The sequence below is a fragment of the Thermoproteus uzoniensis 768-20 genome, from assembly GCF_000193375.1.
In the GTDB taxonomy this organism is placed as follows: domain Archaea; phylum Thermoproteota; class Thermoprotei; order Thermoproteales; family Thermoproteaceae; genus Thermoproteus; species Thermoproteus uzoniensis_A.
This window is the reverse complement of the sequence record NC_015315.1, coordinates 773,156-794,741: the sequence shown is the minus strand read 5'-3', so window position 1 is coordinate 794,741 and position 21,586 is coordinate 773,156. Positions and strand designations below refer to the sequence as shown.

General features: G+C 61.7%; 20 protein-coding genes. 6 read left to right on the top strand and 14 right to left on the bottom strand.

The features are described from left to right. Window positions 1-45 precede the first annotated feature (45 nt). The 9 genes from TUZN_RS04370 to TUZN_RS04330 all read right to left on the bottom strand — a co-directional run bounded on the left by TUZN_RS04370 (window position 46) and on the right by TUZN_RS04330 (window position 7,683). Window positions 46-873, bottom strand: a complete 828-nt coding sequence (locus TUZN_RS04370) for an NAD+ synthase (protein ID WP_013679732.1) — start codon at window positions 871-873, stop codon at window positions 46-48. A 16-nt stretch (window positions 874-889) separates the two neighbouring features. Next, window positions 890-1,219, bottom strand: coding sequence for a P-II family nitrogen regulator (locus TUZN_RS04365; RefSeq protein WP_013679731.1), 330 nt, complete (start codon window positions 1,217-1,219; stop codon window positions 890-892). Beyond that, window positions 1,216-2,502, bottom strand: a complete 1,287-nt coding sequence (locus TUZN_RS04360; protein WP_237698270.1) for an ammonium transporter — start codon at window positions 2,500-2,502, stop codon at window positions 1,216-1,218. Before TUZN_RS04360 ends, TUZN_RS04365 begins: the two co-directional genes overlap by 4 nt. Before the next feature lie 188 nt (window positions 2,503-2,690). Continuing rightward, a complete protein-coding gene (locus tag TUZN_RS04355) occupies window positions 2,691-3,806 on the bottom strand; it encodes an RAD55 family ATPase (RefSeq protein ID WP_013679729.1) in 1,116 nt (371 codons plus the stop codon). Further along, window positions 3,794-4,078 carry a hypothetical protein gene (locus TUZN_RS04350; protein WP_052886083.1) on the bottom strand — a complete coding sequence of 95 codons (285 nt, stop codon included), beginning with the start codon at window positions 4,076-4,078 and terminating at the stop codon, window positions 3,794-3,796. The genes TUZN_RS04355 and TUZN_RS04350 overlap by 13 nt, the downstream gene beginning before the upstream one ends. A 173-nt stretch (window positions 4,079-4,251) precedes the next feature. Then, complete coding sequence (locus TUZN_RS04345) at window positions 4,252-4,950, bottom strand: type II secretion system F family protein (RefSeq protein ID WP_013679727.1); 699 nt, start codon at window positions 4,948-4,950, stop codon at window positions 4,252-4,254. After that, a complete protein-coding gene (locus TUZN_RS04340; protein WP_013679726.1) occupies window positions 4,947-6,416 on the bottom strand; it encodes a type II/IV secretion system ATPase subunit in 1,470 nt (489 codons plus the stop codon). The genes TUZN_RS04345 and TUZN_RS04340 overlap by 4 nt, the downstream gene beginning before the upstream one ends. Beyond that, window positions 6,404-7,156: a type II secretion system F family protein gene (locus TUZN_RS04335; RefSeq protein ID WP_013679725.1), complete on the bottom strand. Its 753-nt coding sequence runs from the start codon at window positions 7,154-7,156 to the stop codon at window positions 6,404-6,406. Before TUZN_RS04335 ends, TUZN_RS04340 begins: the two co-directional genes overlap by 13 nt. 38 nt (window positions 7,157-7,194) lie before the next feature. Next, complete coding sequence (locus tag TUZN_RS04330) at window positions 7,195-7,683, bottom strand: hypothetical protein (RefSeq protein WP_013679724.1); 489 nt, start codon at window positions 7,681-7,683, stop codon at window positions 7,195-7,197. 101 nt (window positions 7,684-7,784) lie between these two features. Here TUZN_RS04330 and TUZN_RS04325 point away from each other — a divergent pair, with 101 nt between their 5' ends. Genes TUZN_RS04325 through TUZN_RS04315 form a run of 3 tightly spaced genes read left to right on the top strand, consistent with a single transcriptional unit; the run spans window position 7,785 to window position 11,895 of the window. After that, on the top strand, window positions 7,785-8,183 hold the full coding sequence (locus TUZN_RS04325; protein WP_013679723.1) for a hypothetical protein: 399 nt from the start codon (window positions 7,785-7,787) through the stop codon (window positions 8,181-8,183). After that, the gene (locus TUZN_RS04320; protein WP_013679722.1) at window positions 8,180-10,078 is read left to right on the top strand and encodes a PA14 domain-containing protein; all 1,899 of its coding nucleotides are present in this window, start codon (window positions 8,180-8,182) and stop codon (window positions 10,076-10,078) included. The genes TUZN_RS04325 and TUZN_RS04320 overlap by 4 nt, the downstream gene beginning before the upstream one ends. After that, window positions 10,075-11,895: a hypothetical protein gene (locus TUZN_RS04315; RefSeq protein ID WP_013679721.1), complete on the top strand. Its 1,821-nt coding sequence runs from the start codon at window positions 10,075-10,077 to the stop codon at window positions 11,893-11,895. Before TUZN_RS04320 ends, TUZN_RS04315 begins: the two co-directional genes overlap by 4 nt. On the opposite strand, the gene TUZN_RS04310 is transcribed toward TUZN_RS04315, so the two are convergent. Together TUZN_RS04310 and TUZN_RS04305 are read right to left on the bottom strand one after the other, a co-directional pair. Further along, on the bottom strand, window positions 11,871-12,332 hold the full coding sequence (locus TUZN_RS04310) for a DUF3800 domain-containing protein (protein WP_158305076.1): 462 nt from the start codon (window positions 12,330-12,332) through the stop codon (window positions 11,871-11,873). The genes TUZN_RS04315 and TUZN_RS04310 overlap by 25 nt on opposite strands. A 92-nt stretch (window positions 12,333-12,424) precedes the next feature. Beyond that, window positions 12,425-13,411, bottom strand: coding sequence for a pyridoxal phosphate-dependent aminotransferase (locus TUZN_RS04305; protein ID WP_052886082.1), 987 nt, complete (start codon window positions 13,409-13,411; stop codon window positions 12,425-12,427). Window positions 13,412-13,442: 31 nt separating this feature from the next. Between TUZN_RS04305 and TUZN_RS04300 the strand changes: the two genes are divergently transcribed. Next, a complete protein-coding gene (locus TUZN_RS04300; protein WP_013679718.1) occupies window positions 13,443-16,157 on the top strand; it encodes a thermopsin family protease in 2,715 nt (904 codons plus the stop codon). A 51-nt stretch (window positions 16,158-16,208) separates the two neighbouring features. Next, window positions 16,209-16,619, top strand: a complete 411-nt coding sequence (locus tag TUZN_RS04295; RefSeq protein ID WP_013679717.1) for a CBS domain-containing protein — start codon at window positions 16,209-16,211, stop codon at window positions 16,617-16,619. A 13-nt stretch (window positions 16,620-16,632) separates the two neighbouring features. On the opposite strand, the gene TUZN_RS04290 is transcribed toward TUZN_RS04295, so the two are convergent. Genes TUZN_RS04290 through TUZN_RS04280 form a run of 3 tightly spaced genes read right to left on the bottom strand, consistent with a single transcriptional unit; the run spans window position 16,633 to window position 20,103 of the window. Continuing rightward, the gene (locus TUZN_RS04290) at window positions 16,633-17,967 is read right to left on the bottom strand and encodes an ABC transporter substrate-binding protein (protein ID WP_013679716.1); all 1,335 of its coding nucleotides are present in this window, start codon (window positions 17,965-17,967) and stop codon (window positions 16,633-16,635) included. Window positions 17,968-17,989: 22 nt separating this feature from the next. Then, window positions 17,990-19,156: a branched-chain amino acid ABC transporter permease gene (locus TUZN_RS04285; protein WP_013679715.1), complete on the bottom strand. Its 1,167-nt coding sequence runs from the start codon at window positions 19,154-19,156 to the stop codon at window positions 17,990-17,992. Continuing rightward, the gene (locus TUZN_RS04280; RefSeq protein ID WP_052886081.1) at window positions 19,153-20,103 is read right to left on the bottom strand and encodes a branched-chain amino acid ABC transporter permease; all 951 of its coding nucleotides are present in this window, start codon (window positions 20,101-20,103) and stop codon (window positions 19,153-19,155) included. Before TUZN_RS04280 ends, TUZN_RS04285 begins: the two co-directional genes overlap by 4 nt. Before the next feature lie 101 nt (window positions 20,104-20,204). Here TUZN_RS04280 and TUZN_RS04275 point away from each other — a divergent pair, with 101 nt between their 5' ends. After that, window positions 20,205-21,581, top strand: coding sequence for an ABC transporter substrate-binding protein (locus TUZN_RS04275; RefSeq protein WP_052886080.1), 1,377 nt, complete (start codon window positions 20,205-20,207; stop codon window positions 21,579-21,581). Window positions 21,582-21,586: the final 5 nt, after the last annotated feature.

Genomic DNA, 21,586 nt, shown 5'->3' with positions numbered 1-21,586 from the left:
GACTGCGCCGGACGCCCGCCGCTACGCCGCAACTCGGCGGCAGGCCTAGAGAGCGCGCCTGGCGGTGTAGAGGCGCGCGGCCTTCAACTTCGCTATGGGCGGCGGGGCCCTCTTGTGGGCGTTTTCCTGGACCTTCCTCAGTATGGCCGAGACTTTGGACCTGCCCACGCCGGTCTCCCTAGGTATGTCCTCCTTGGGGATGCCGATCTCGAAGGCGTAGAGGACCAGGTCTATCTCTCCGTACTTCATGCCGAGCTCCCCCTCGGCCGTCTGCCCGGCCCAGAGACGGGGGCTCGAGGGCTTCAACGCGATCCCTTCGGGGAGCCCGAGGAATCTGGCCATCTCCCTCACCTGCGTCTTGTATAGATCCCCTATGGGGAGTATGTCGACGCCGCCGTCGCCGTACTTAGTGAAGTAGCCCAACATCAACTCGCTCTTGTCGCCGGTGCCGACCACGAGCAGGTTGTGCCTGTTGGCGTAGTAGTAGAGTATGGACATCCTTATCCTGGCCATCAGATTGCCGCGGGCCACCACGTCGTTCTCCTCATAGAACGGGAGGGCGGCGTAGGGGGCCAGGAACTGGTCTATAGACACCACGTAGTGCTTGACGCCGAAGGCCTTCGCGACGGCGACCGCGTCCTCCACGTCCTGCCTCGGCGTGAACCCGCTGGGGAGCACAAGCGCGGTCACCCTCTTAGGCCCCAGCGCAGTTGCGGCCAGAGCCAGAGTAGTGCAGGAGTCGACGCCGCCGCTGACCCCCACGACTGCTCCCTTAGCCCTAGACTGGGAGAAATAGTCCGAGAGAAAGCCGACGATCTCGTCTCTGGCTCTGCTGTAGTCGACGGCCCCCACGACGTCGGCCAGAGTGATCATGAGAAAAGGAGGGGGTTTATTTGCTTAGCTTCTCTCCGTTCCTGATCCGCCAGGCCTCGAGGACCGGCAACACGAAGATGCGGCCGTCGCCGAGCCGGCCGGTCCGTGCAGACGACATGATAACGCCTATCAGCTTCTCCACTTCCTCGTCCTCGGCGACGACCTCGACGACTATCCTCGGGAGGAGGGCCTCGTACCTCCTCCCCCTTATCTTCACGACGCCGCTCTCCCCGCCCATGCCGCCGACGTCCCTATACACCGTGGCGCCTGTGAAGCCGGCGGCGACCAAGGCCTCCAAGACGTCGTTGACCTTATCCTCCCTTATGACGGCCCTCACCAGCTTCATGGCCTCAAGACGCCGTGGTCCACCGCGTCTAGGCCAACCAGCTCCTCCTCGGCAGAGGCGCGGAAGCCCAGCTTCACTAATACCCAGAAGGCGGCCGCGGTGGTGGCCACCACGAAGCCTAGGGCGATTGCCATGCCGAGTAGCTGGACGGCGATCCAGAGCGGCGGGCCGCCGTATATGAGGCCGGCCAGCCCTCCGACGCTCGGAGACGAGAGCACCGGCACCAGGGCGCTGCCTATCACGCCGTTGAAGCCGTGCGCCGGCAGGCCGCCCACAGGGTCGTCGATGGGTATGTACCGCTCCACGAGCTTAGTACCGTAGTACGTGACGAGGCCGGCCAAGACGCCGACGAGCACGGCCGCCCACGGCTCTATGAAGCCGGCGAGCGGGGTAATCATCACGAGACCGCCTATCACGCCGCCAATCGCCGCGACGGGGCCCCAGAGGCCCTCCTCCCTCCTCGCCAGCAGGAGCGAGACCAAGCCGGCGAGAGAGCCTGCGGTGGCCGTGTTGGCTATCGCGTAGCCGGTCTGCTCAGACACGGATATTGTGGAGCCTCCGTTGAAGCCGAACCAGCCGAAGAAGAGCAGTGCGGTCCCCACTATGGCGTAGGGCAACTCGGCCCTCCTGTACTCCACAGCCTCCTTATAGGCCATGGCGTGGTCCTCCCCGTTGGCGCGGGCCCTCTTGGCCATCGAGAGGCCCAACAACCACGTGGCGACGGCGCCGGCGAGGCCGGCGTAGGCGTGCACCACTGTCCCGCCCGCGAAGTCCCTCACGCCGTATCCCGGCAGGCCGAGGTACTGGCCTAGGTTGTAGAGGAAGCCGTTGCCCCATATCCAGGAGGCCACGAGAGGCCACTGGACCGCCGAGAAGAAGACCGCGAACGCCAGCCAGCCGCCGAACTTGAGCCGCTCGGGAGCGCCCGCGAATATCAAGGCGAGCGTCACGGCGCCGAAGGCCCCTAGGAAGAAGGCGTAGACGTACTCGGGGACCCCCACGCCTTGTCCGGTGGGGAAGTAGCCGTCCTGCAACGCGCCGGAGAAGTAGTACGGGAAGACGAGGAACCAAATCGGGAAGAACACCATGAAGGCCAACATGCCCTTCATCATGGCGTTGATCACGTTAGAGCGCCTCACCAGACCCGCCTCGAGAAAGCCTATGGCGGGTATCATTAAGAACACCAATATCCCGCCCACCGCGGTCCAGATCGTCGAGGCCAGATCGACTTGCATGACGACGGGATCTGCGGATTCTAAATAAATCGCAGAGACAATAAACATAAGGCCCTCCGTCATGTACGAATATATACTATATAATACCGTTCAGCTACGGCAAAAATCCGGAAAATGTCGATATATTATGTAACTTGTCCCTATATCTCTGGTTGTTTAAGTATAGGCTAGTTAACCTTGTTAAGTAAATTCTTATACAGACAATCTATATATATTCGGCGAAGTCTATAGAGAGGTCAACAGCTGTGGGCCGTGCCCACGGCGCCTGTCGGGGTCTTGACGGCAGTCACCCGCCTCTCGGATATGTGGGCCACGGCGTCTAGGTAGTTCGCAATTCCCCAGTCCCGCGTCAGCGACACCATAACAGGCACGCCCGAGGCCTTGACGAGCCTTATGAGGTTGAGGAGGACCGTGTTGAACACCTTCTCCTCGAAGAAGCGGGCGAGGAGGTCGACGCCGTCTATGAACACCGCGTCGGCCTTCAGCTTCACCGCGAGGATGTAGAGCTGGAGGAGGAGGGACTCCGCGTCTAGCGGCGCATTTATGGACTCCACGTCGTATCTAAGCCGTAGGAGGTCGGCGTCGCCGAGGAAGCTGAGGTAGTACGCCCTCTTCCCCGCCTTCTTTAAATTCTCGGCCGCCTTCAGCATCACCGTCGATTTGCCCGAGCCCGTGGGCCCTATCAACGCGGAGACGGCGCCGCCTACCAGCCCGCCGAGGGTCTCGTCGAGACACGGCACGCCTGTCTTCAACACGCCGCCGGGGGCCGCCGCCGTCACGGCCCTTATGGGCACGAAGCCGAGGCCTTCTGCTATGGCGAAGGGCACCGCGTAGCCGGCCTTGCCGCCCCTAACCTTCCTGACGACCATCTCCCTGACCGTTCCGTAGGGGAAGACCTCGTACCTAAGCTCCACCACATTGTCGGCGATGTAGGTCAGCCGCTCCGCCACCTGCCTCTCGGCGGTTACTATCACGTCCACGCCGACCGTCTTGCTCAGCTTGTAGAGCATGTTGTGCATAGCCTTAGCCCCCACCTCGGGATCGCGGTAGATAAGCTCGCTCACGGAATCCACGACGAGGAGCTCCGGCTTGGCCGCCACGACAGTCTCCATGAGGGAGTTAAGCAGAGCCTCCACGTCGTCCACGAGGGGAGCCTCCCAGTAGGCCAGCCTATCGCCGAAGTCGTAGCCCAGCCTCGACATGTTCGACCTAAACGTCGCCTCGTCCTCGAAGACGGAGACCCACAAGGTCTTGGAGTAATTGCCGTAGGCGTACCAGGCGGCGAACGTGGTCTTGCCGGCCCCTGCGGGGCCGTAGACCAACGTGACCCCTCTAAGCTTTAACTCGTCCATAGCTCCCTCGTCGTTAGGTATTTTCTCAGCGTTTCTGGGTCTATTGTGCATCCGTTGTTGTTTAGCCATTTGTGGAGCATTGTCAGTATTAGCTCTGCGTTGTGTCTGCCCACTAGCGACGTCAATACGTCGTATGTCTTCCAAGGCTCTTCCACAAGAACCTTATCAAAGGGATAGCCCAAAGCCGCAAGAGACTTAAAATGAAGAAGACCCCTAAGAGAAAAATCCAAAGAACCATAAAAACGCGCCAACAAAGACCGAGTAAGGCACATGAGATATGGACCGCATTGCAATAAAAACTTTACGTAAGATATTATATTCTAATTCGAAGAGAACTTAAGAAAGAAATAATAATATTATAACTATAATCTAATATTTAAATAAAATTATTTATAATTATTATGTAGAATTGAAAGAATGTTTCGATGGAGAGATGTTGATAATTCTATATATTTTTTATTGACGAATCGAATATTATATAGAACACAAGGCCTATCAGCGGGCTGTATATAAGTCCGGCCAGCACCATGACTGTGAGGGGATCCAGCGAGATTCCTCCGATCCGGAGAGTGCCGAGGGGGCTTAGGGAGAGAGCAATTATGAAGAGCAGGATAGGGAGAAGCTGGGCCGCTATGACGTAGATCTCGAAGAGGACGGCGATGGATCTGACCAGCGACGCCGCCCTCATCTGCTTCTGCCTCAACATCCAGTCGAGCCTCGCCATGAGGACGGCGTCGAGCCTCTCGGTTATCCGGGAGGAGCGTGCCAAGACGCTAACGGTCTCTCTGTAGTTCTGGCTCGGCACCCTCTCGGCGCTGTGCACCAGGGCGTCTATAGGGCTAGACCCCATGACGACCATATCCCTCACCACCAGCGAGAGCTCCCGGGCGATGTACTTATCGTCCTCCACCTCGGCGAGCCTCGCCACGGCCCTCCCCAAGGGCACCCCCGCAGTCAGCAGAGGCAGTAGGACGCCGAGAGTATAGGGGAAGTTGTTCTCGAAATGCGTCCTCCTCGCCGAGATCAGGTGGAGGGGGTAGAGCACCATGGCGGCGGACGCGGGGGGCACGGCCGCCAACAGCGTCATGTAGCGCCGGTACGGGTAGGCCATACCGCTCAGCTTGTAGAGCTCGAAGAAGGTCATATCTTGCCCTCCTCGACCGCCTTGAGCGCCCCGTCGGGGTCCGTGGCGTATAGGGAGAACACCCTCGCGACGACGTAGGGCGAGGTGAAGCCTTGCTTGGCCATGAGCTCCACCAGCCTCCTCCGCCGCTCGTACTCCTGTCGGAGGTAGTCCATCGACACAAAGCGGGTTCTGGATATGGCCTCGAAGTGCCTGCTGTCGTCTACCTGCTCCAAGGCGTCCTTCTCGGGGCTCCATCTGAAGACGGTGTGGAGCCTCGGCCTCCTCCCTCTGGCCATCCCCAAGTTCTCCACGACCTCGACGACTCTCCTCGCCACCTGGTCGCCTACCTTGACCCTGGCGATGCGGACGAAGACGTGGGCGAGGCCGAGCAACATGGGGGGCACGCTCATGGGCCGGGAGAGGAGCCTCCTTATGGCGTCCTCGACCGTCTCGGCGTGTATGGTGGTTGCGCCTGCGTGGCCGGAGCCGAAGGCCTGGAAAAGCACGTACGCCTCCTCCCCCCTCACCTCGCCCACGACGACGTAGTCCGGCCTAGACCTCATGGCCACGGTCAACAGATCGAATGCAGAGACGTCGCGGACGGCCTCGGAGCGGCTGGGCCTCGTCAAGAGCGCTTGCCAGTGGTCGTGGACGAGGTTTATCTCCCTGGTGTCCTCTATGGTGAGGATCTTGGCGTCGGGCCTCACCATGTACAGCAAGGCGTTGAGGAGCGTGGTCTTGCCGGCGCCCGTCGGGCCGACGATTATTATATTCCGCCCGTAGTCCAGCATGAGCCAAAGATAGGCCACGGCCGCCGTGGAGATAGTGCCCATCCTCACCAAGTCGACTAGGGTTATGGGCTCCACGAAGAACTTCCTCACGACGAAGGAGGGGCCTCTCGGGGAGGCCGGCGGTATGACGAGCTCTATGCGGAAGCCCTCCGGCAACATCCCCTCCAGGATAGGGTCTGCGTAGGACACCGGCTTGCCCACAACCGCCGAGAACTTCTGGGCGTACGCGTCGGCCTCGGCCGGCGAGAGGACCAGCTCGGTCTTGAGCGACTCCCAGCGGCTGTGCCAGACGTAGACGGGCAGCCCGGGGCCGTCCATGTGGATGTCCTCTATATAGGGATCCCTGAAGAGAGGGTCGAGGGGGCCGTAGCCCAGGAGGTCTCTGGTGAGGTAGTACATCATCTTGCCCCTAGTCCTCTCGTCGAGCCTTAGCTTGAACTCCTCGGAGGCCCTCCTCACAAGCTCCTCGAGGTACTCCCTCCTGCCCTCCCTCGTCAGCCTCAACACGCCGTCCTTCACGTCGCCCACGTTCTGTATGGCGTTCTTGAGGCGGGCCAGCTGGGCCCTCTCCTCTTCGCTGAGCGGCGGCTCCACCGCCCTGTAGATCCTGAAGCCCTGCCTATCGACGAATATCATCGCGTGGACGTACTCCGAAATCTCGTACTCGTCCAAGAGCTTCGCTACCTCAGCCATAGCGGCGCGAGGAGGGCGGCCCCCGATATCGCCGTGGCGAGGGAGGCGTGGACGAGGCCGGCCCTAGCGCTGAAGTACGTCACGCGGCCCACTACGAGCCCCCCGACTAAGGCTTGGAGTATTGCCGTGAGGAGGAGGACGGCCAGAGCGTCCGGTGTGCTGATCGTGGCAGGCCGGATAGCCGCGTTGGACACTTGAGCCGTCAGTTGCGCGAGGCGCGGCAACATGAAGTAGACCAACACGTCCGACAGCGCGGCGAAGACGCCGACCACGGCGTAGTAGAGGAGGACGTAGGGCCTCAACTGGGCCGAGAGATCCCGCCTGAACTCGACGACTGTGGCGAAAGTCCTCGCGGCCGTGCCGAGGACCTCGGGCAACTTGGCGCCGGACCTCGCGGCCTCCACCACTATGAGGGCGAAGCGCTTGAAGTTGGGGACCCCCAGCTCCTCCGCCACAGACCACAAAGCGTCGGGAGCCGTCGCCCCACCCACAGAGCTGAGCGCCACCACTCTGCGGAAGACGTCGGCTATCGGCGATAGGCCGAGCGTGGAGACAACCTCGAAGGCGCTCCTCAGATCGAGGCCGCCCGAGACTGCGTCGGCTATGGCCCGGAGCGCGTCTGGGATCTGGGACTCCAGCCTAGCTCTGAAAACGGCCCGGCGGTAGGGCCTGTAGCCCAATACGAAGAAGAGGAGAGAGGCAGACGCGGCCAGAAAGGGCAACCAAGACTCAGGCAACATGGAAAAAGAGGGGGATCTGTTTAAATAGGCGGCGCCTATCAGCTGGCTGTAACTGTGACGGAGAACTGGGTGCCTTGTTGCGTCACAAGCTTGATCACGTAGGTATATCCGTGAGATATTGCGCAACCGGTGCCGAAGTTCACATAAACAAGCTGGTCTTGGCCGGGGTAGAGCGTTGTTACTTGAGTCGCTGTTGTGGAGAGGCCGTTGTAGATCGTGATGCCGTTGCTGGAGATGGCGCAGATCGGGTTCGTGGAGCCCGGCTGGAGGAGATATGCCGTGGCGAGCGTTACGTTAGTCCCGCCTATATTTCTAATATAGAGGTAGGAGTACGTCCCCCTCGTGGTAGTATAGGTAAGATTGGCCGCCTCGATGCTGAGCCTCTCGGTTGTCGATATCTGGCTCGCTTGTGTGGTGGCCTGTGTCACGTAGCCAGCGAACCAGAGGTACAGCAGGACCGCGCCTATTACGGCGAGCACTATTAACAACACGGCGGCCACTATCGGCTCGATTCCCTTCATCTTCATAAGGCGGAGGATATTAGCTGTATATATACCTATCGCTCAACTCCGGCTCTTCTCTCGTCTATCTGTCACTAAATTTTAAATATTGGGTCCGCGATATCTTCATGGGCGGCGTCTCTGAGATAGTCGCGTCGGCCCTTCTGCTGGCCATCACAGTAGCCCTCTTGGCCTTTTTAGTGGCAGTCTTCTACAACATATATACACAACAGCAAGGCGAGTTGGCCCTCGCGCAGGCGAGCAGGTACTGTCAGGTGAGGATAGTGGCCGTCTTCAACTCCAGCGGGGCCGCCTCGATCTGGGTCTACAACTTCGGCCAGACGTCATGCGCCTTCACGGCCGCCTACGCGCTGGACCTCTCCGGCGGGGTGTCCGCCGCCGCTCAGATCTCGGCGTCTGTGGCGCCCGGCGCCTTGGCCGCGATAAACACCACATTGCCCTACGGCTACCCCGGCTACAGGCTCGCGACGAACAACGGCCAGACAGTGGACTGGTGGGGGCAATGAGAGGCCTATCCACCGTCGCGGCGTTCGCTATATTCATCGTCGTCTTCGCCATATTCGTGGCGACCGCCATCTACTACTACCAGCTGTTGCGGCAGACGACGACCCAGGCCGTGCAGGAGGTGAGATCCGCCGCGCTCCCGCCCGACCAGCAAGGCGCTCTGATCTACAACGGCACTTGCGTCTTCTCCGCCGCGGGATCCGGGTCGCCGTTTGCATACTACCTGGAGGTGGCCGCCCCCACAGGCCAAGCGCTGACCAGCTCGCGGGTTTATCCGTCGCTTGCAGGCGCTTTCGAGATCTCTTGTCCGCCGGGCCCCGGCCTCTATAAATATATAGGGGTTAGGCAGAACGGGCAACTGGCGTATCTCTACGTATACGTGGGCCCCTCTGTGGCTTGGGTAGCCGCCAACGGGACTGTTGCCTACGTCTCCAAGGTCGGGGACGGCGTGGCGATCCAGCTGTACCTCAACGTCTACAACAACTCCACCGGCTGGCTCCCCGCAACCTACAACGTGGCGCTCCTCTACGACTCCTCGAAGGTCGTCTGCAACCCCTCGACGTTTTCCGTAGGGCCCACCGCGCTGAGTCCTGGAGAGCAGAGGCCTATATACCTAGGCGTCGCGAGCTGTAGGGCTGTGGGCGCCTTCAATGGGACCACCATCAAGGCCGTCGTGGTCCAGAGCTACGGCGCCTACAGCTGGAGCGGGGCCGCGGCGGTGGTGGTCGAGCTGGTCAACTCCTCCTCGCTCGCCGCCTCGACATCGCCTCCTCCGTCGGGCGTCTGCTCCTTCACCCCAGTCAACGGGTCCCAGCTGAGCGGCTTCAACCAGATGAACGGGTGGATCGGGGCGTGGGGCGGCGGACCTGGCGGCTACGTCGTGGCCGTAAGGCCGGGCCTTCTCGTGCCGGCGTACGCCACCGGCGGCTCGGGCTTCTACTACGTACAGCTCAGCCACGTAGAGATAGGGTCGCTGATCGTCTCACAGGCGCCTGCGGCCGTCCAAATATCGGGCCCCATGCCGGCCTTCCTCTCATCGTTGAAGGTATATACGTCCGCCGGCACGCTCTACGTGAACGGGAGCGGCCAAGCGGTGCAACTCCAGCCGGGGACCTACACCATATACGTCGACGTGAGGGCGTCCCCCAACGCGGCGCCCGGCTCCACCGCCTCCCTCTATCTATCGTGCGGCTCCTATTCGTACCCCATCGCCTTCGAGATACCCCAGTGGACGGACTGGGGCATACCCGTCAAGGTCTACCAGGGCACGAACCTCAACACGTACGCTGGCACTTGGTCCGTCGGGAGCATATACTTCTGGCTGACTTACAGACAGCCGCCTCTCTCGGCCCAGTCACCCTACTTCACCATAGGGGACTACCTAGACAGCGCGCCTCAGTGGGCCGCCGCCTTGCTCAACCCCACGGCCTCCCGATGGGACGACTGGTCGCTGGACTACACCGGCACGCTCTACGTGCCGTGGAACGAGTTCAGAGTCGGCGTGTGGCACGACGATGGGGTGCGGGTATACGTCTGTGGCAACTTGGCGATCGACTACTGGAATCCCACGTCGCCGCGTTTCGATTCCGGTAAGGTTAGGTGTAGCTCCAACAAGATAGACGTGGAGGTGCAGTACTTCGAGGGGTACGTGGAGTCCGTCTTGATGTTCGTCGTAGGGCCTAAGGACAAAAATGTGGCGTATATGCCGACCATAGACGGGGCTTGGTACTGTAGCAACTTCAACTGGGGCGCCGGCATTTACGGTAGCGGCGCGGGGACTTGCAACACGGCGTGGACTTTCGTGCCGTGGAACTCGCAACAGAACCAGCCGCCGTACTGGATTGTCAACAAGTACTCGCCGGGTTCCAAGGACGGGGCAGGCGTCCCGTCGCCATGAGGATAGCGGCCCTTCTGCTACTCGCCCTGGCGGTAGCCGCATCGGCGGAGGTGGTGGTCTTCACCGACGGCTCGGGCTACGCCGTGTTGGGCCCCTCAGGCTTCTCGGTATATTCCATAGACGGAAAGTTCCTCTACGCCGGCGGGGCCCCAGCCTATGTCGGGCCTACCTGCATCGCCTTCTACACGGGCGGAGGGATCTCTATCTTGAGCTTCAGAGGGGCGCTGAAGGCGTTCTACCCGCTCAACTTCACGCCCACGGTGCTGGCCGCCGACTGTAGGGCCGTCGTCGCGGCGAACCAGACGTCGGGGGTCTACATATCGCCCTCGGGCTCCTACTCCTTCAAGCTGGTTGCCCCTCCCTACTCCGCCGCCTTCCTGAACGGAGTCGGCTACATCCTCGACATGGACGGCGACGTCGTGGCGGCTGGGCCCTCCGGCGCGTCGACCATCGCCGTAGGGGGCTATCCGGCCGGCCTAGCGGCCAGCGTCGACTGCGTCGTGGCCTCCGTCGTGAGGGGCGGGACCCAGTACTTCTATAGGGTCGACGGGGGGACGCCTACGTTGATAGGGTCGAGGCCGGCGAGGGTAGGCCTGGCGTATTCCTTCGCGGTGGGGCCCGGCTGCCGTCTGGCCCTCGCCAAGGGCGATAAGGGGACGGCCGTCGCCGTGGACGGGCCCTACACCATATACGGCACGTCGACCGGATTGCTTGAGGTCTACGTGGGCGGGAGGCTCGTCTACGCGACAGACGTGGGGGCGCCCGTGCTGTCGGTGTCCTCGGCCGGGCTCAACATAGTCTACGAGACCCCTACGGGGGCGCGGCCCCTCGTCCTAGTCAACTACACCGTGGTCTCGAACTGCGGCAATTGGTCCCGCTTGATCCCCGCCGGCTCCCCCATAGCTCCCCCCTCAGCGGTCCAGTTCCCCAACGGCACCAGGTGCGTCCTCTCGGCGAACTACACCGTCGGCCAGACCGTCCTGGCGACGTACGTGAGGCAGTACTACGTCTCCCTCGCCTCGCCCGCGCCTTTCTCCGGCTGGATGTCCGCCGGCTCTGCGATCCCGCCTCCTCCGCCTCTGGAGCTCGGCTACGTGGAGCTGGCTCCCCTGGGGTGGGAGGTGGGCGGGAGGCTCGTGAGGTCCTTGACCGTGCTGGGGCCCGTAAACGCCTCGGCTGTCTACGAGGTCGTCCCGCTGGTGAACGGGACCCTCGGCAACTCGACCGCGGTCTACGTCTTGACCAGCGAGAGGACTGTCGTGTGGCCGCAGAGGCCTTCCTACGTCGTGGTGAGGTACTACTACGTCGCAGCGGAGCCGCCGGCGTTTGTGGAGGGCGGCAACGGCTACTACCCTGCCGGGTCCTACGTCTCCATAAGGGCGGCCCCGCCCCAGGCGCCTCCCGGCTGCAGATATGTCTTCGCGGGCTGGTCCGGCATCAACGCGACGTCCCCTAACGCCACCGTGCGCGTGTCGGGCCCCGTCTACGCCTCGGCGAATTTCGTCGAAGAGTGCTCCGTCGTGCTCTACACGAAATACGGCGTGGTCGTCAACGCGCCCAGCTGGGCGCGTGTCGGCTCCGTCTTGTCCCCGTCGGTGGAGCCAACGGCGGTGTGGGCGCCATTCCCGCTCCGCTACGTGTTCGTGGGCTGGAACGTCAGCGGGGCGATCTCCACTCAATTCGCCGTGTCCGGCCCCGTCCGCGCCGAGGCAGTCTGGGTCCTAGACCTAACGCCGCTCGCGTCGATCGCGGCCGCAGTTGCCGTCGCCGCCGCGGCGGCCGTCTACTGGCTCTATCTGCGGAGGCCGCGCCGCTGACCGCACGAGCTCCATCTGGCGAACCCGGCGACCACGTCGGCGAGCTGGAGCCCCGGCACCTTGCGCGAGCCCCTCTCTATAAGCCTGACGCCTAGGCGGGGACGCCCGGCGAGTAGCTGGTTGTCGGCCACCACCAAGACGGCGCCTTTAACGAGGCCCGCGAGGGCCCTCTCCACGTCCTCCGCCGACCTGTAGTGGAAGACCGCGTGCCTCACCTCGGCGGCTTCCGATATGAGCCTCAAGACGGCACCGACGTCGGCCCTCCTCCTCACGTCGGACCACTTAAGCTCTCCGCCCGCCCTCGCCATGCGTTTTATCCGCTCCACCAAGTGTAGGCCCAGCTCCATGTAGGTGGTCCCGTACCGCGCCTCGAAGGCCACGGCGCCGAGCGCCACGCAGTTGCACGGCGACTTGGCCCCGCTCTCGTCGACGAACATTATCACGAAAATTTTTAAATCTAGGAATAAAGAAGGTACGGTGGGGGGCGGATATGTCCCCCCAGGCAGGGGAGGGAATCCGCCCCCGATGCCTATCCTAGGCAGTCGGCCAGCCCTTCCGACAGCGCCGAGAGGGGCTCGGCGAATTCCTCAGGCCTCACTCTGGCTAGCCCGACCCTCAACGCCTTGTCGACGCCGAAAAAGCGGCCTGGGACTGTCGAGACGCCTCTGGCCAGAAGCCTCTCGGCGGCCTCCACGCCGTCGCACTGCAGATGCAGGAAGGCCACCGGCATGTGCTCCGCGTAGTCGACGGCAGCCCCGCCCAGCGCCTTCTTGAGCGCGGCCCAGTTGGCGGAGATCCAGGCGGCGTTTCTCGCCCTGACCTCCTCCCTCCTCGACAAGAAGCCGTAGCCGGCCCTCGCCTCCAGCTCCTTGGGGCCTGGGTTGAAGAGATCCTTGGCCTCAGACATGGCCTCGACGATTGCCCTATCGCCGAAGCTCCAGCCGACCCTCACCGAGCTCGTGAAGAACTTGTCGGTGCTGTAGTTGAACACGGCGTTCTCGGCGGGGAAGCCCCTCGGCCTCCCGTCGACGAAGTCTATGAATATTATATCGGCGACCACGTAGGCGCCCTTCCTCCTGGCCTCGTCGGCCAGCTCCGACAAGGCGCGCGGGGCGAGGTATCTGCCCGTGGGGTTGTTGGGGTTGGAGAATAGGAGGACCGCGCCCCTCTCCACGTAGCTGAAGGGGTCGCCGGAGCCCTCGACTCTCCGCAGGCCGAACTCCTCCGGCAGGAGGGCGAGGGGCTCGTACTCGGGCGGGAAGACCACGACCTTCTCGGCCCTCTTCCTGAGGACCCAGAGGGCCAGGAAATTGCCCTCCTGGGCCCCCGACGTAAGCGCGACCGACCGCCTGTCGACCCCGTAGAGCTCCGACACCAGCCCGGCGAGGTCGGCCCCCGGCTCGGCCAGATACTCCCTATAGTCCAGGGGCCAGACCCCGCTGTTCGCGAGATCCCAACGCGCCTGGCGCTCCCTGAGCCATTTGAAGGTCTCGACCACCGCCGCCAAGCCCAACATAAATTTAAAAATTGGCCCGCCGAGATGCGACATGCGCGAGCCGCGTGGCGCGGAGCCGGCTCTACTCCTCGTTCTGCTGGCCGCCGGCTTTGTCGCCGGCTACTCGGTGCTGGGCCTCAACGTAGTCCAGCCGGAGCCCTCCATGTTCACCTACCTCAACCCCCTAAATTTGTCCCTCGTCGAGACCTCGGCGGGTTTCGGCGCCAACTACAGCTACGCGTACTTCTCTCTCCTCAAGCCTGGCTACTTCCTCCCGGTGACGCTGAACTTGACCGGGCCGCCCGCCTCCTATGTGGAGGTCTATGCGTGGTCGAGTTCGCCGGTCCTAATCTATATAATGGATAGAGAGCAGTACCTCGCCTTCAGCGAGGGGGGCTCCGCGCGGTATCTGGCCGAGGCCTACGGCGGCGAGGTCTACCTCTCCGAGGAGTTGCCAGCTGGGCGCGTCTACTACGTCGTGGCCTACAACAACTCGACCGACGAGCCGGCCCTAGTCTTCCTCGCCGTATCGGCCTCGCCGAAGCCCGAGGGGCCCGCCGTCGCCGTGGGTGCGGCCGACTACGGCATAGGCCTCGCCGGCGGGAGGCTCGTCGCGTACAGCTACTCCACGGACATGTTCGTGGGCAGAGTCGCCGTATATGGCGCAGATACCGAGGAGCCGGGCTACTGCCCCACGCTGTCGGCGGAGCCGGGGAGCAGGTGGTTCAGCGTACAGCTCAACGTGGAGATGGAGGTGAGGACCGCGGACGGCGGGACGCAGTACTACTGGCTCCAGGATATAGCTAGCTACAACTCCTCTAAAGGGATCGTAGAGATCTGGGACAACGTCTGGAACGACACGGAGAGCTCTGCTGCCCTCTCGCCGGGCCTAATCGCCGGCTCGGGGCGCGTGGCGGGAGGCTTCTACTCGGCATCGAGCTTGCGGCCGCCTCGGCCCGCTCCGCAACAGATCTACCTCGTGGTGAAGTCCGGCCTCTCTGCAGAGGGGCTTCCGTGGGCCGCCTTCGGCTACTCGCTGGACGGGGCCCACATAACTTGGTACGACAACGTCACGATAAGGGTGCCCGCGACCTACGCGAGGCTCGTCGTAAAGCCGCCGGGAAATCCGCTGGCCGATGCAGAGCTCGTGGTGGCTGGGCCGTGGAGCTCCGAGTGCACCTACGTGCGCTCTATGTCGGCGGACCTCGCGCTGTATTTCAAGCGCGGCGACTACCTCGTGCCCGTGCCCTTCGTCTGGAGTTTCGGCGTCCATACCGCCGAAGCCGCACTGGGCGCCAACGCGACCGCAGTGGGGCCCGGCGAGGTCTACGTGTCGGCCGGCTTGGAGAGGCCGGCGTTTCTGCGCACGGCCTTCGTGCTCCTGACGATATACGACCCGTTGGCCGGCGGGGCGAACGCGTCCCTCGAGGCGCCCGGCTACGTCCTCAACTTGACGAGGCCGCGCTACGTGTATCTGCCCAACGGGACGAGGTACGTCCTCCTCGGCTATTCTGTCAACGGGACCCTCGCCTCCAACGGGACCGAGTTGTCGGTCGCCCTCCACGGCTCGACCGAGGTCCGTGTCTTGTGGGAGAGGCAGTATCTGGTCTCCGTAGAATCGCCTGTGCCGATATACGTCAACGGGATCGAGGCCGAGAACCTCACGGAGTGGGTCGGCGAGGGGTCGGTGCTCGCTGTCCTGGCGCCTGAGGTCCTCTATCTCGGCAACGGCACCCGGCTGGCCTTCTCCGGGATATCCGTAAACGGGGCGGCCTACCGGGGCAACGTCACGTTGGCCGTGTCGTCGCCTCTGAGGATAGAGGCGTCCTATATCAAGCAGTACCTAGTCTCCATAAGCTCGCCGGCGCCCATCGTAGTGAACGGCATCAACGCAGCCAAGCTCTCCCTGTGGGCCGACGCGGGCTCCTCCCTCGACATCGAGATACCGAGGTACGTATATCTGGGGAACGGCACGAGGCTGGCCGCGCTCAACGGCTCCGAGGTCCTGGCCGTCGAGAGGCCCCTCAACCTGACCGTGGCGTTCGAGAGGCAGTACCTAGTCCAGATCTACAGCGAGGCCCCCGTCTATATCGACGGCGCGCCCGCCCTCAACTTCTCCCAGTGGGTCCCGGCCGGCGCTGTGCTGAATCTGACTATACCGCGCTACGTCTACACCGGCAACGGCTCGCGCCTCGCCTCCCTCAACTCGTCCTCGGCCGTGGCTGTCGTCGGGCCGATCGTCGTGAAGGTCTACTGGATCCCGCAGTACCTAGTCACCATAAGCTCGCCGATACCGATATACGTCAACGGCACCGCGGCTACTAGATACACAGCGTGGCTCAACGAGTCGGCCGTTGTCGTCGTCAGAATCCCGCCGATCTACTACTTCGGCAACGGCACTAGAGCGGTGGCGGCCAACTCGACCGAGCTGTCTCTGGCTGTGCGCGGGCCCGTCAACGCCACAGCTGTCTGGTCGCTACAGTATCTGGTCCGTATACACAGCGAATATCCCGTAGCGGTGAACGGCTCGGAGCAGATGAACTACACGGCGTGGCTGGCCCCAGGCGCGACCGTCGCGGTGGCCCCCGCCGAGATCTTCCGCGGCGTCTTCCTCAAAGAGCCCGGCTACGTCGCGTTCGTCCACGGCCCGCTCGACCTGGAGGTCAAGTGGTCGGTGGACTGGCTATTAACTTCGGCGGCCTACGGCGTGCCGGCCGGCGTCGTAATATACGCAGTAAGGCGCCGCAGGCGCCGGCCCGTTATCTAGGCTACTCGGCCGGGTGTAATAAGATATAATAGTACGTTCGTCCTATCCTCTATGCCCAGGAGGGCCGTGCCGCTCCGGGTCTCGGACGTAATGGTTAGGGAGGTCGTCACTGCCGGCAAGAACACGCCGGTTAAGGAGGTGGCCAACTCCATGTACGAGAAGAAGATAGGCAGCGTCGTCGTGGTGGACGAGGCGGGGAGGCCCGTGGGCATAGTCACGGAGAGGGATCTCGTCTACGTATGCGCCAAGGGGCTTTCGGCCGATACGCCGATCTGGATGGTGATGACCGAGAACCCCGTCACGATAGCGGAGGACGCCCCGCTACTCGACGCTGTGGAGAAGATGAGAGAGCTGAACGTCAGGCACCTCCCCGTGGTGGACAAGGAGGGGAAGCTGGTGGGCATCCTCAGCGTTAGGGACGTCCTAGACCTCGCCGCCTTCCTGATAAGAATAAGGGAATAAAAAAGAAGAGGTTTTACGAGCTGAATAGGGGCTGTCCTTGCGGGAATACTGTTATCTGTCCGGTTGTGCCGTTGTAGAAGCCGGCTTCTACCCAGGTGGGGGTTCCGTTTATTATCTCGACGCCTACGATTAGGTAGCTGGCGTACTCGCGGTCGTGGTACTGGTCGAAGTAGACGGGGCCCGTGGCGCCCACGTAAGTTCCGTTTTTGCCCCACTGCTCAAGCACCGAATTTATGACAGTCGGGTCAGTGGAGCCAGTCTCGGCTATGGCCTTAAGCACCATCATGGCCGTGTCGTAGTAGTACGGGTCGTAGCCGGTCGGCGCGTGGCCGCAGAACTGCTTGAACTCCTGGGCGAATTTCTGGTAGTGCGGGTCGTTGGGGTTGGGGGAGGCCACGGCGCCCATGAACTTGGCCGCGGCGAGGGCCTTGCCGCCCGCCTGCATTATGGCCGTGCCGTACACGTTGCTGTCGGTGCCGAACCACCTGACTTTGGAGAGGACTGGGTCGTTCATGGCGGCTTGGACCACCGCGGCGCCGTCTTGGTCGAAGGACACTATCTCGAGGGCCGCGTCGGGGCCTGGAGTGCCTAAGGCGGCTGAGGCTTTCTGCACGGCGGCTTGCTCAGCTGCGGGCATGGCAGAGGGAGACGGATCGTAGCCGAACGCGCCGAGGACTTGTATGCCGTACAGCTTAGAGTCGTTGATGATTGCCTGCGTCAAGCCCTGGCCCCAAGCGTCTGACCTATAGACGATCACAATCCTCTTTATGCCCAACATATGCATGAGGGCGACGAGAACCCTAGCCTGGGCGTTGTCGGTGGGCGGAAGCCTGAAGATGTAGGGCTTGGGCACTGCCAGTAGCGGCGATGTGGATATGCTGGTAATCAAGATGTGGTTCTGCTCGGCGAAGTTCATGACGGCCGAAAGCTCGCTACTGCAAGTGAGGCCCACGACGAACCTAATTCCTTGTGAGTATAGGGTTTGGAGCTTCTGCAGAGCTAGGTTGGGGTCGCAGGCGGAGTCCTGCACTACGAGCTGGAATTGTATGCCCTTGTCGGCAAACATCTGGTTAGCGTCGTGGACAGCCAGCTGTATGGCACACTGGCCGCTGGTGCCCATGAACTGGAGCGATCCCGATAGAGGCACTTCGGCGCCTATGGTGATTACCTTGACGGTGGTCGAGGTAGTTGCTTGGGTCGTCGACGTGCTAGATGGCGCGGCGCTGGTCGGCGTGGGGCTCGTGGCGGTTGGCTGGGACGGCGCGGCTGGTTTATACATGAGCGCGGCTACCGCCGCTATAACCACGACAATTACTGCTACCGCTATCCAAACAGTTTTGGAGGCCATAGCCCTTGAAAAGAAGTTGTATTTAATCTTTCTTGTTTAGCACTTCCTTTCTTATTGTATACAAATCCACAGTTTTTACAGGCTTCTCTGGAACTATGCCTTGAGGTCTATACATCAGCACCAGTATTATCGCAAGGCCGAATATCGCATAGGCTAGATAGGTCGGGTCGGCGTGGAGCACCGCCTGCAGAGCATTTTTGTATATGTCTAGGACGGTCTGGATGGCGTAGTATATCACGGCGCCCACAATCGCGCCCACGTTGTTCCCCTGCCCTCCCAAGATCAACATGGTCCACCCTATGAACGTGTAGATCGGCAGGAAGGTCCCCAATATGGTATAGTCGAAGTAGTAGGCGAGGAGGGCGCCGGCGAGGCCGGCGAAGGCCGAGGCGAAGGCCAACACCCTTATCCTGAACTTGACGATGTCCTTCCCGAAGACGGCCGCCGCAGTCTCGGCGTCGCGTATGGCTCTGAGGGTTCTGCCGAAGGGCGAGTTGCCTATTGTGTCGAAGACGAGGTAGGTGACGACCAGCATCACGGCAGTTATGGCGAAGAACACCAAGGTCCTAGTCTCGCCGGAGGCCCAGGCGAACGGGTCGGGGATCACGGCTCCGTTGACGCCGCAGGCGACAGGCGTGGCGTAGTAGGTCACGACTCTCAGGAACTCGCCGCTGACGAGCAGGAGTATGCCTAGGTAGTCCTCCCTCAGCCTTATGGCCGGGTAGGCGAACAACACGCCGAGGGCTGCGGACAGCGCCATGGCCAGCGCTATCCCTAGGAGGAAGTAGCCGAAGCCCAGCGCCGGGTTCTGGGCCAGTTGCTGGTTGACGAGGGACCCGACGGAGTATTGGTACAACATGCAGTAGTTCCCTACGTTGCTCAACGGCGCAACTCCGATGGCCTTGAGGAGGTAGGACTGGTATATCAGCAGTATGAGCTTCGCGGCGATGCCGCCCACCGCTATCGCGCCGATTATTAAGAACATCACCTTCCCGAACTGGGGGAGGCCGAGGTAGCCGACCTCTAGGTTTAGGCTGATGACGTAGATAGCGTATATACCAATATATATAGAGAGGTTCTGCAGAAGCACCTTGACGTCGCGGGGAAGCGGAGAGAAGAAGGCAAGCGCCGCCACGACGGCGAGTATCGCAGCGAGCGCTATGGTCTTAATCGTGACGTCTCTCGTCATGATCTGCCTCTCCTAGCCGCTATTAGGCCGGCTATGCCCTGGGGGGCCAGAAGGAGCGTCGCTATTACTATGGCGAACGGTATCGCGAGCTCGTACTCCGACGGCAGGCCCAGAGGGTTCAGGATGTAGTTGAAGCCCAGCACCATGCTGAACCCCACGATATAGCCGCCGATAACCCCGCCGTAGATGCTGGCGAGGCCGCCCACAACGACGGCGACGAATATGAGGGGTAGCCTGAGCCAGCCGAGCTCCTCCGTGACGGGGAATATCATCGCCATGTATATCCCGGCTATCCCCGTCACAGCCCCTATTATGAGCCAGGAGAGGGCGTAGACCCTCTCCACGTCTATCCCCAGCGCCTTGGCCAGAGGGGCGTTGTCGATGCTGGCCCTCATCACTACGCCGAACTTTGTCCTGTTAAGGAGGTAGTAGAGGGCGGCGAGGACGAGCACGAGAGCTATTGTGGAGGTGACGGCTGTGGTCTGGCTCTGTGTAAGGCCAGGTATCCGTATCTCGCCGGGGCTCAACAAGAAGTTGCGGGTGTTCCAGCCGTAGACCGTCTGGGCGATGCTGTCGAGTATGGCCAATATGCCGAATATCAAGAAGTGGAGGCCGAACGAGGCGATCATCAACACGGTTATGCTGGCGCCGCGCCTTATGAGCGGCCTAAAAACGCCGACGTAGGAAAGATACGCCGCGACTGCGCCCGCAAGCGCCGCGGCCGGCATGGCGAGGTAGACCGAGCCCGGCCAGAGGCCTCCGTAGAGAAAATACAAGAGGTAGAAGGCGGCATAGGCGCCGACGGCGGCGAGATCGCCGTGGGCGAACGACGGTATCTTCGTCGTTATGTAGGTCATGGACAGCCCTATGGACGCCAGCGCGTAGACGTTGGAGTATACGATGGCCGGCACCAACACGTTATTTACGAAATCATATGTGTTGAACATAGCGCGCAGAAGGTTGTCCAATTTAAAAATATTGCCAGCTATATTGTACATTTAGGTCTATATAGTTCAAAGCTTTTATACCACGTATAACTAAGACCGCCATGGCCTCTAGAACTGGACTGATAATAGGAATAGTCGTAGTTGTGATAATAATAGCTGCGATAGCTGCGTACTACGCATCCCAAAAGCCGGCGCCGCCCCCCGCTCCCTCCACTACGCAAGCCAGCACGACTTCGACGACAGCCGCAACTGCGACTATGTCGGCAACAACAAGCACGGCCGCGACGATGTCGGCAACTTCGACAACTACCACCGTCAAGGTCGTCACCATAGGTGCCTTGCTTCCTCTAACCGGCGCGTTGGAGAGCTACGGCCTCGGCTCTCAGTGCGCCATAAAGCTGGCCGTCCACAACGCTAACCAGATGTTTGCCGACAAGGGCATACAATTCCAGCTCGTCGTGCAGGACACCGCGACCGATCCCAACACCGCTCTGCAGAAGCTCCAGACCCTATACTCACAAGGTATTAGGTTCGTGGTCGGGCCTATGGCGAGCTCGGAGGTCTCCGCCATAATGAGCTTCGCCGAGCAGAACCACATAATTGTGGTCAGCCAGTCCTCCACATCGCCGGCGCTCGCCGTGCCTAAGCCCTACATCTTTAGGCTCGTCCCGACCGACTTCTACCAAGGAAACGCCATAGCCGCCCTCCTGCACTTCCTAGGCGTCAAGAGAATTGTGATCGTCTATAGGGCCGATACTTGGGGCCAAGGCCTCTCCGCGGCTATAGCCAACGCCTCTGCCAAATACGGCATACAGGTGTTGGGCCGCTTCGGCTACGACCCGTCTCCCTCTGCCATGCCCGCAGCTGAGCAAGCCGCCGTGCAGAAAGCCTCAGCCGCCTTAGGCACTCCAGGCCCCGACGCGGCTTTCGTAATGGTCACCTTCGAGCAAGACGGCGTCGCTGTGGCGCAGGCGGCGGCCAGCGATCCGGTGCTCTCCAAGGTCAGGTGGGTGGGGACCGACGGCATAGCGGGCTCCTCCGTGATGGTGCAACAAGCTGGCCAGGCTCTGGCTAACGCCAAGTTCCTCGCCACTATTGCGGCTCCGAACCCCAACGACCCGCGCTATCAGAAGTTTGTGCAGGAGTATAAGCAGTTCTGCGGACAGCCTCCTGTGGCGTACGATCCCTACGCCTACGACGCCGCCATGTTCATAATGACCGCCATAGCCGAGACCGGCTCCACTGACCCGACTGTCATAAACTCGGTGCTCGAGCAGTGGGGCAAAAACGGCACGTTTGTCGGGGTCACCGGGCCGGTATACCTCGACCAGTACCACGACAGAATATACGCCAGCTATCTGATAATGGGCGTCGCCATAGTCAACGGCACGCCGACATGGATAGACGCCGGCTTCTACAACGGCACAACCGGACAGATAACAGTATTCCCGCAAGGACAGCCCCTATTCAGCTCGTAAAACCT

What these genes read in the sequence shown, in the direction of transcription:
- TUZN_RS04370 (WP_013679732.1), bottom strand. Translation starts at nt 873, where the DNA reads ATGATCACTCTGGCCGACGTCGTGGGGGCCGTCGACTACAGCAGAGCC.
- TUZN_RS04365 (WP_013679731.1), bottom strand. Translation starts at nt 1,219, where the DNA reads ATGAAGCTGGTGAGGGCCGTCATAAGGGAGGATAAGGTCAACGACGTC.
- TUZN_RS04360 (WP_237698270.1), bottom strand. Translation starts at nt 2,502, where the DNA reads ATGTTTATTGTCTCTGCGATTTATTTAGAATCCGCAGATCCCGTCGTC.
- TUZN_RS04355 (WP_013679729.1), bottom strand. Translation starts at nt 3,806, where the DNA reads ATGGACGAGTTAAAGCTTAGAGGGGTCACGTTGGTCTACGGCCCCGCA.
- TUZN_RS04350 (WP_052886083.1), bottom strand. Translation starts at nt 4,078, where the DNA reads ATGTGCCTTACTCGGTCTTTGTTGGCGCGTTTTTATGGTTCTTTGGAT.
- TUZN_RS04345 (WP_013679727.1), bottom strand. Translation starts at nt 4,950, where the DNA reads ATGACCTTCTTCGAGCTCTACAAGCTGAGCGGTATGGCCTACCCGTAC.
- TUZN_RS04340 (WP_013679726.1), bottom strand. Translation starts at nt 6,416, where the DNA reads ATGGCTGAGGTAGCGAAGCTCTTGGACGAGTACGAGATTTCGGAGTAC.
- TUZN_RS04335 (WP_013679725.1), bottom strand. Translation starts at nt 7,156, where the DNA reads ATGTTGCCTGAGTCTTGGTTGCCCTTTCTGGCCGCGTCTGCCTCTCTC.
- TUZN_RS04330 (WP_013679724.1), bottom strand. Translation starts at nt 7,683, where the DNA reads ATGAAGATGAAGGGAATCGAGCCGATAGTGGCCGCCGTGTTGTTAATA.
- TUZN_RS04325 (WP_013679723.1), top strand. Translation starts at nt 7,785, where the DNA reads ATGGGCGGCGTCTCTGAGATAGTCGCGTCGGCCCTTCTGCTGGCCATC.
- TUZN_RS04320 (WP_013679722.1), top strand. Translation starts at nt 8,180, where the DNA reads ATGAGAGGCCTATCCACCGTCGCGGCGTTCGCTATATTCATCGTCGTC.
- TUZN_RS04315 (WP_013679721.1), top strand. Translation starts at nt 10,075, where the DNA reads ATGAGGATAGCGGCCCTTCTGCTACTCGCCCTGGCGGTAGCCGCATCG.
- TUZN_RS04310 (WP_158305076.1), bottom strand. Translation starts at nt 12,332, where the DNA reads ATGTTCGTCGACGAGAGCGGGGCCAAGTCGCCGTGCAACTGCGTGGCG.
- TUZN_RS04305 (WP_052886082.1), bottom strand. Translation starts at nt 13,411, where the DNA reads ATGTTGGGCTTGGCGGCGGTGGTCGAGACCTTCAAATGGCTCAGGGAG.
- TUZN_RS04300 (WP_013679718.1), top strand. Translation starts at nt 13,443, where the DNA reads ATGCGCGAGCCGCGTGGCGCGGAGCCGGCTCTACTCCTCGTTCTGCTG.
- TUZN_RS04295 (WP_013679717.1), top strand. Translation starts at nt 16,209, where the DNA reads ATGCCCAGGAGGGCCGTGCCGCTCCGGGTCTCGGACGTAATGGTTAGG.
- TUZN_RS04290 (WP_013679716.1), bottom strand. Translation starts at nt 17,967, where the DNA reads ATGGCCTCCAAAACTGTTTGGATAGCGGTAGCAGTAATTGTCGTGGTT.
- TUZN_RS04285 (WP_013679715.1), bottom strand. Translation starts at nt 19,156, where the DNA reads ATGACGAGAGACGTCACGATTAAGACCATAGCGCTCGCTGCGATACTC.
- TUZN_RS04280 (WP_052886081.1), bottom strand. Translation starts at nt 20,103, where the DNA reads ATGTTCAACACATATGATTTCGTAAATAACGTGTTGGTGCCGGCCATC.
- TUZN_RS04275 (WP_052886080.1), top strand. Translation starts at nt 20,205, where the DNA reads ATGGCCTCTAGAACTGGACTGATAATAGGAATAGTCGTAGTTGTGATA.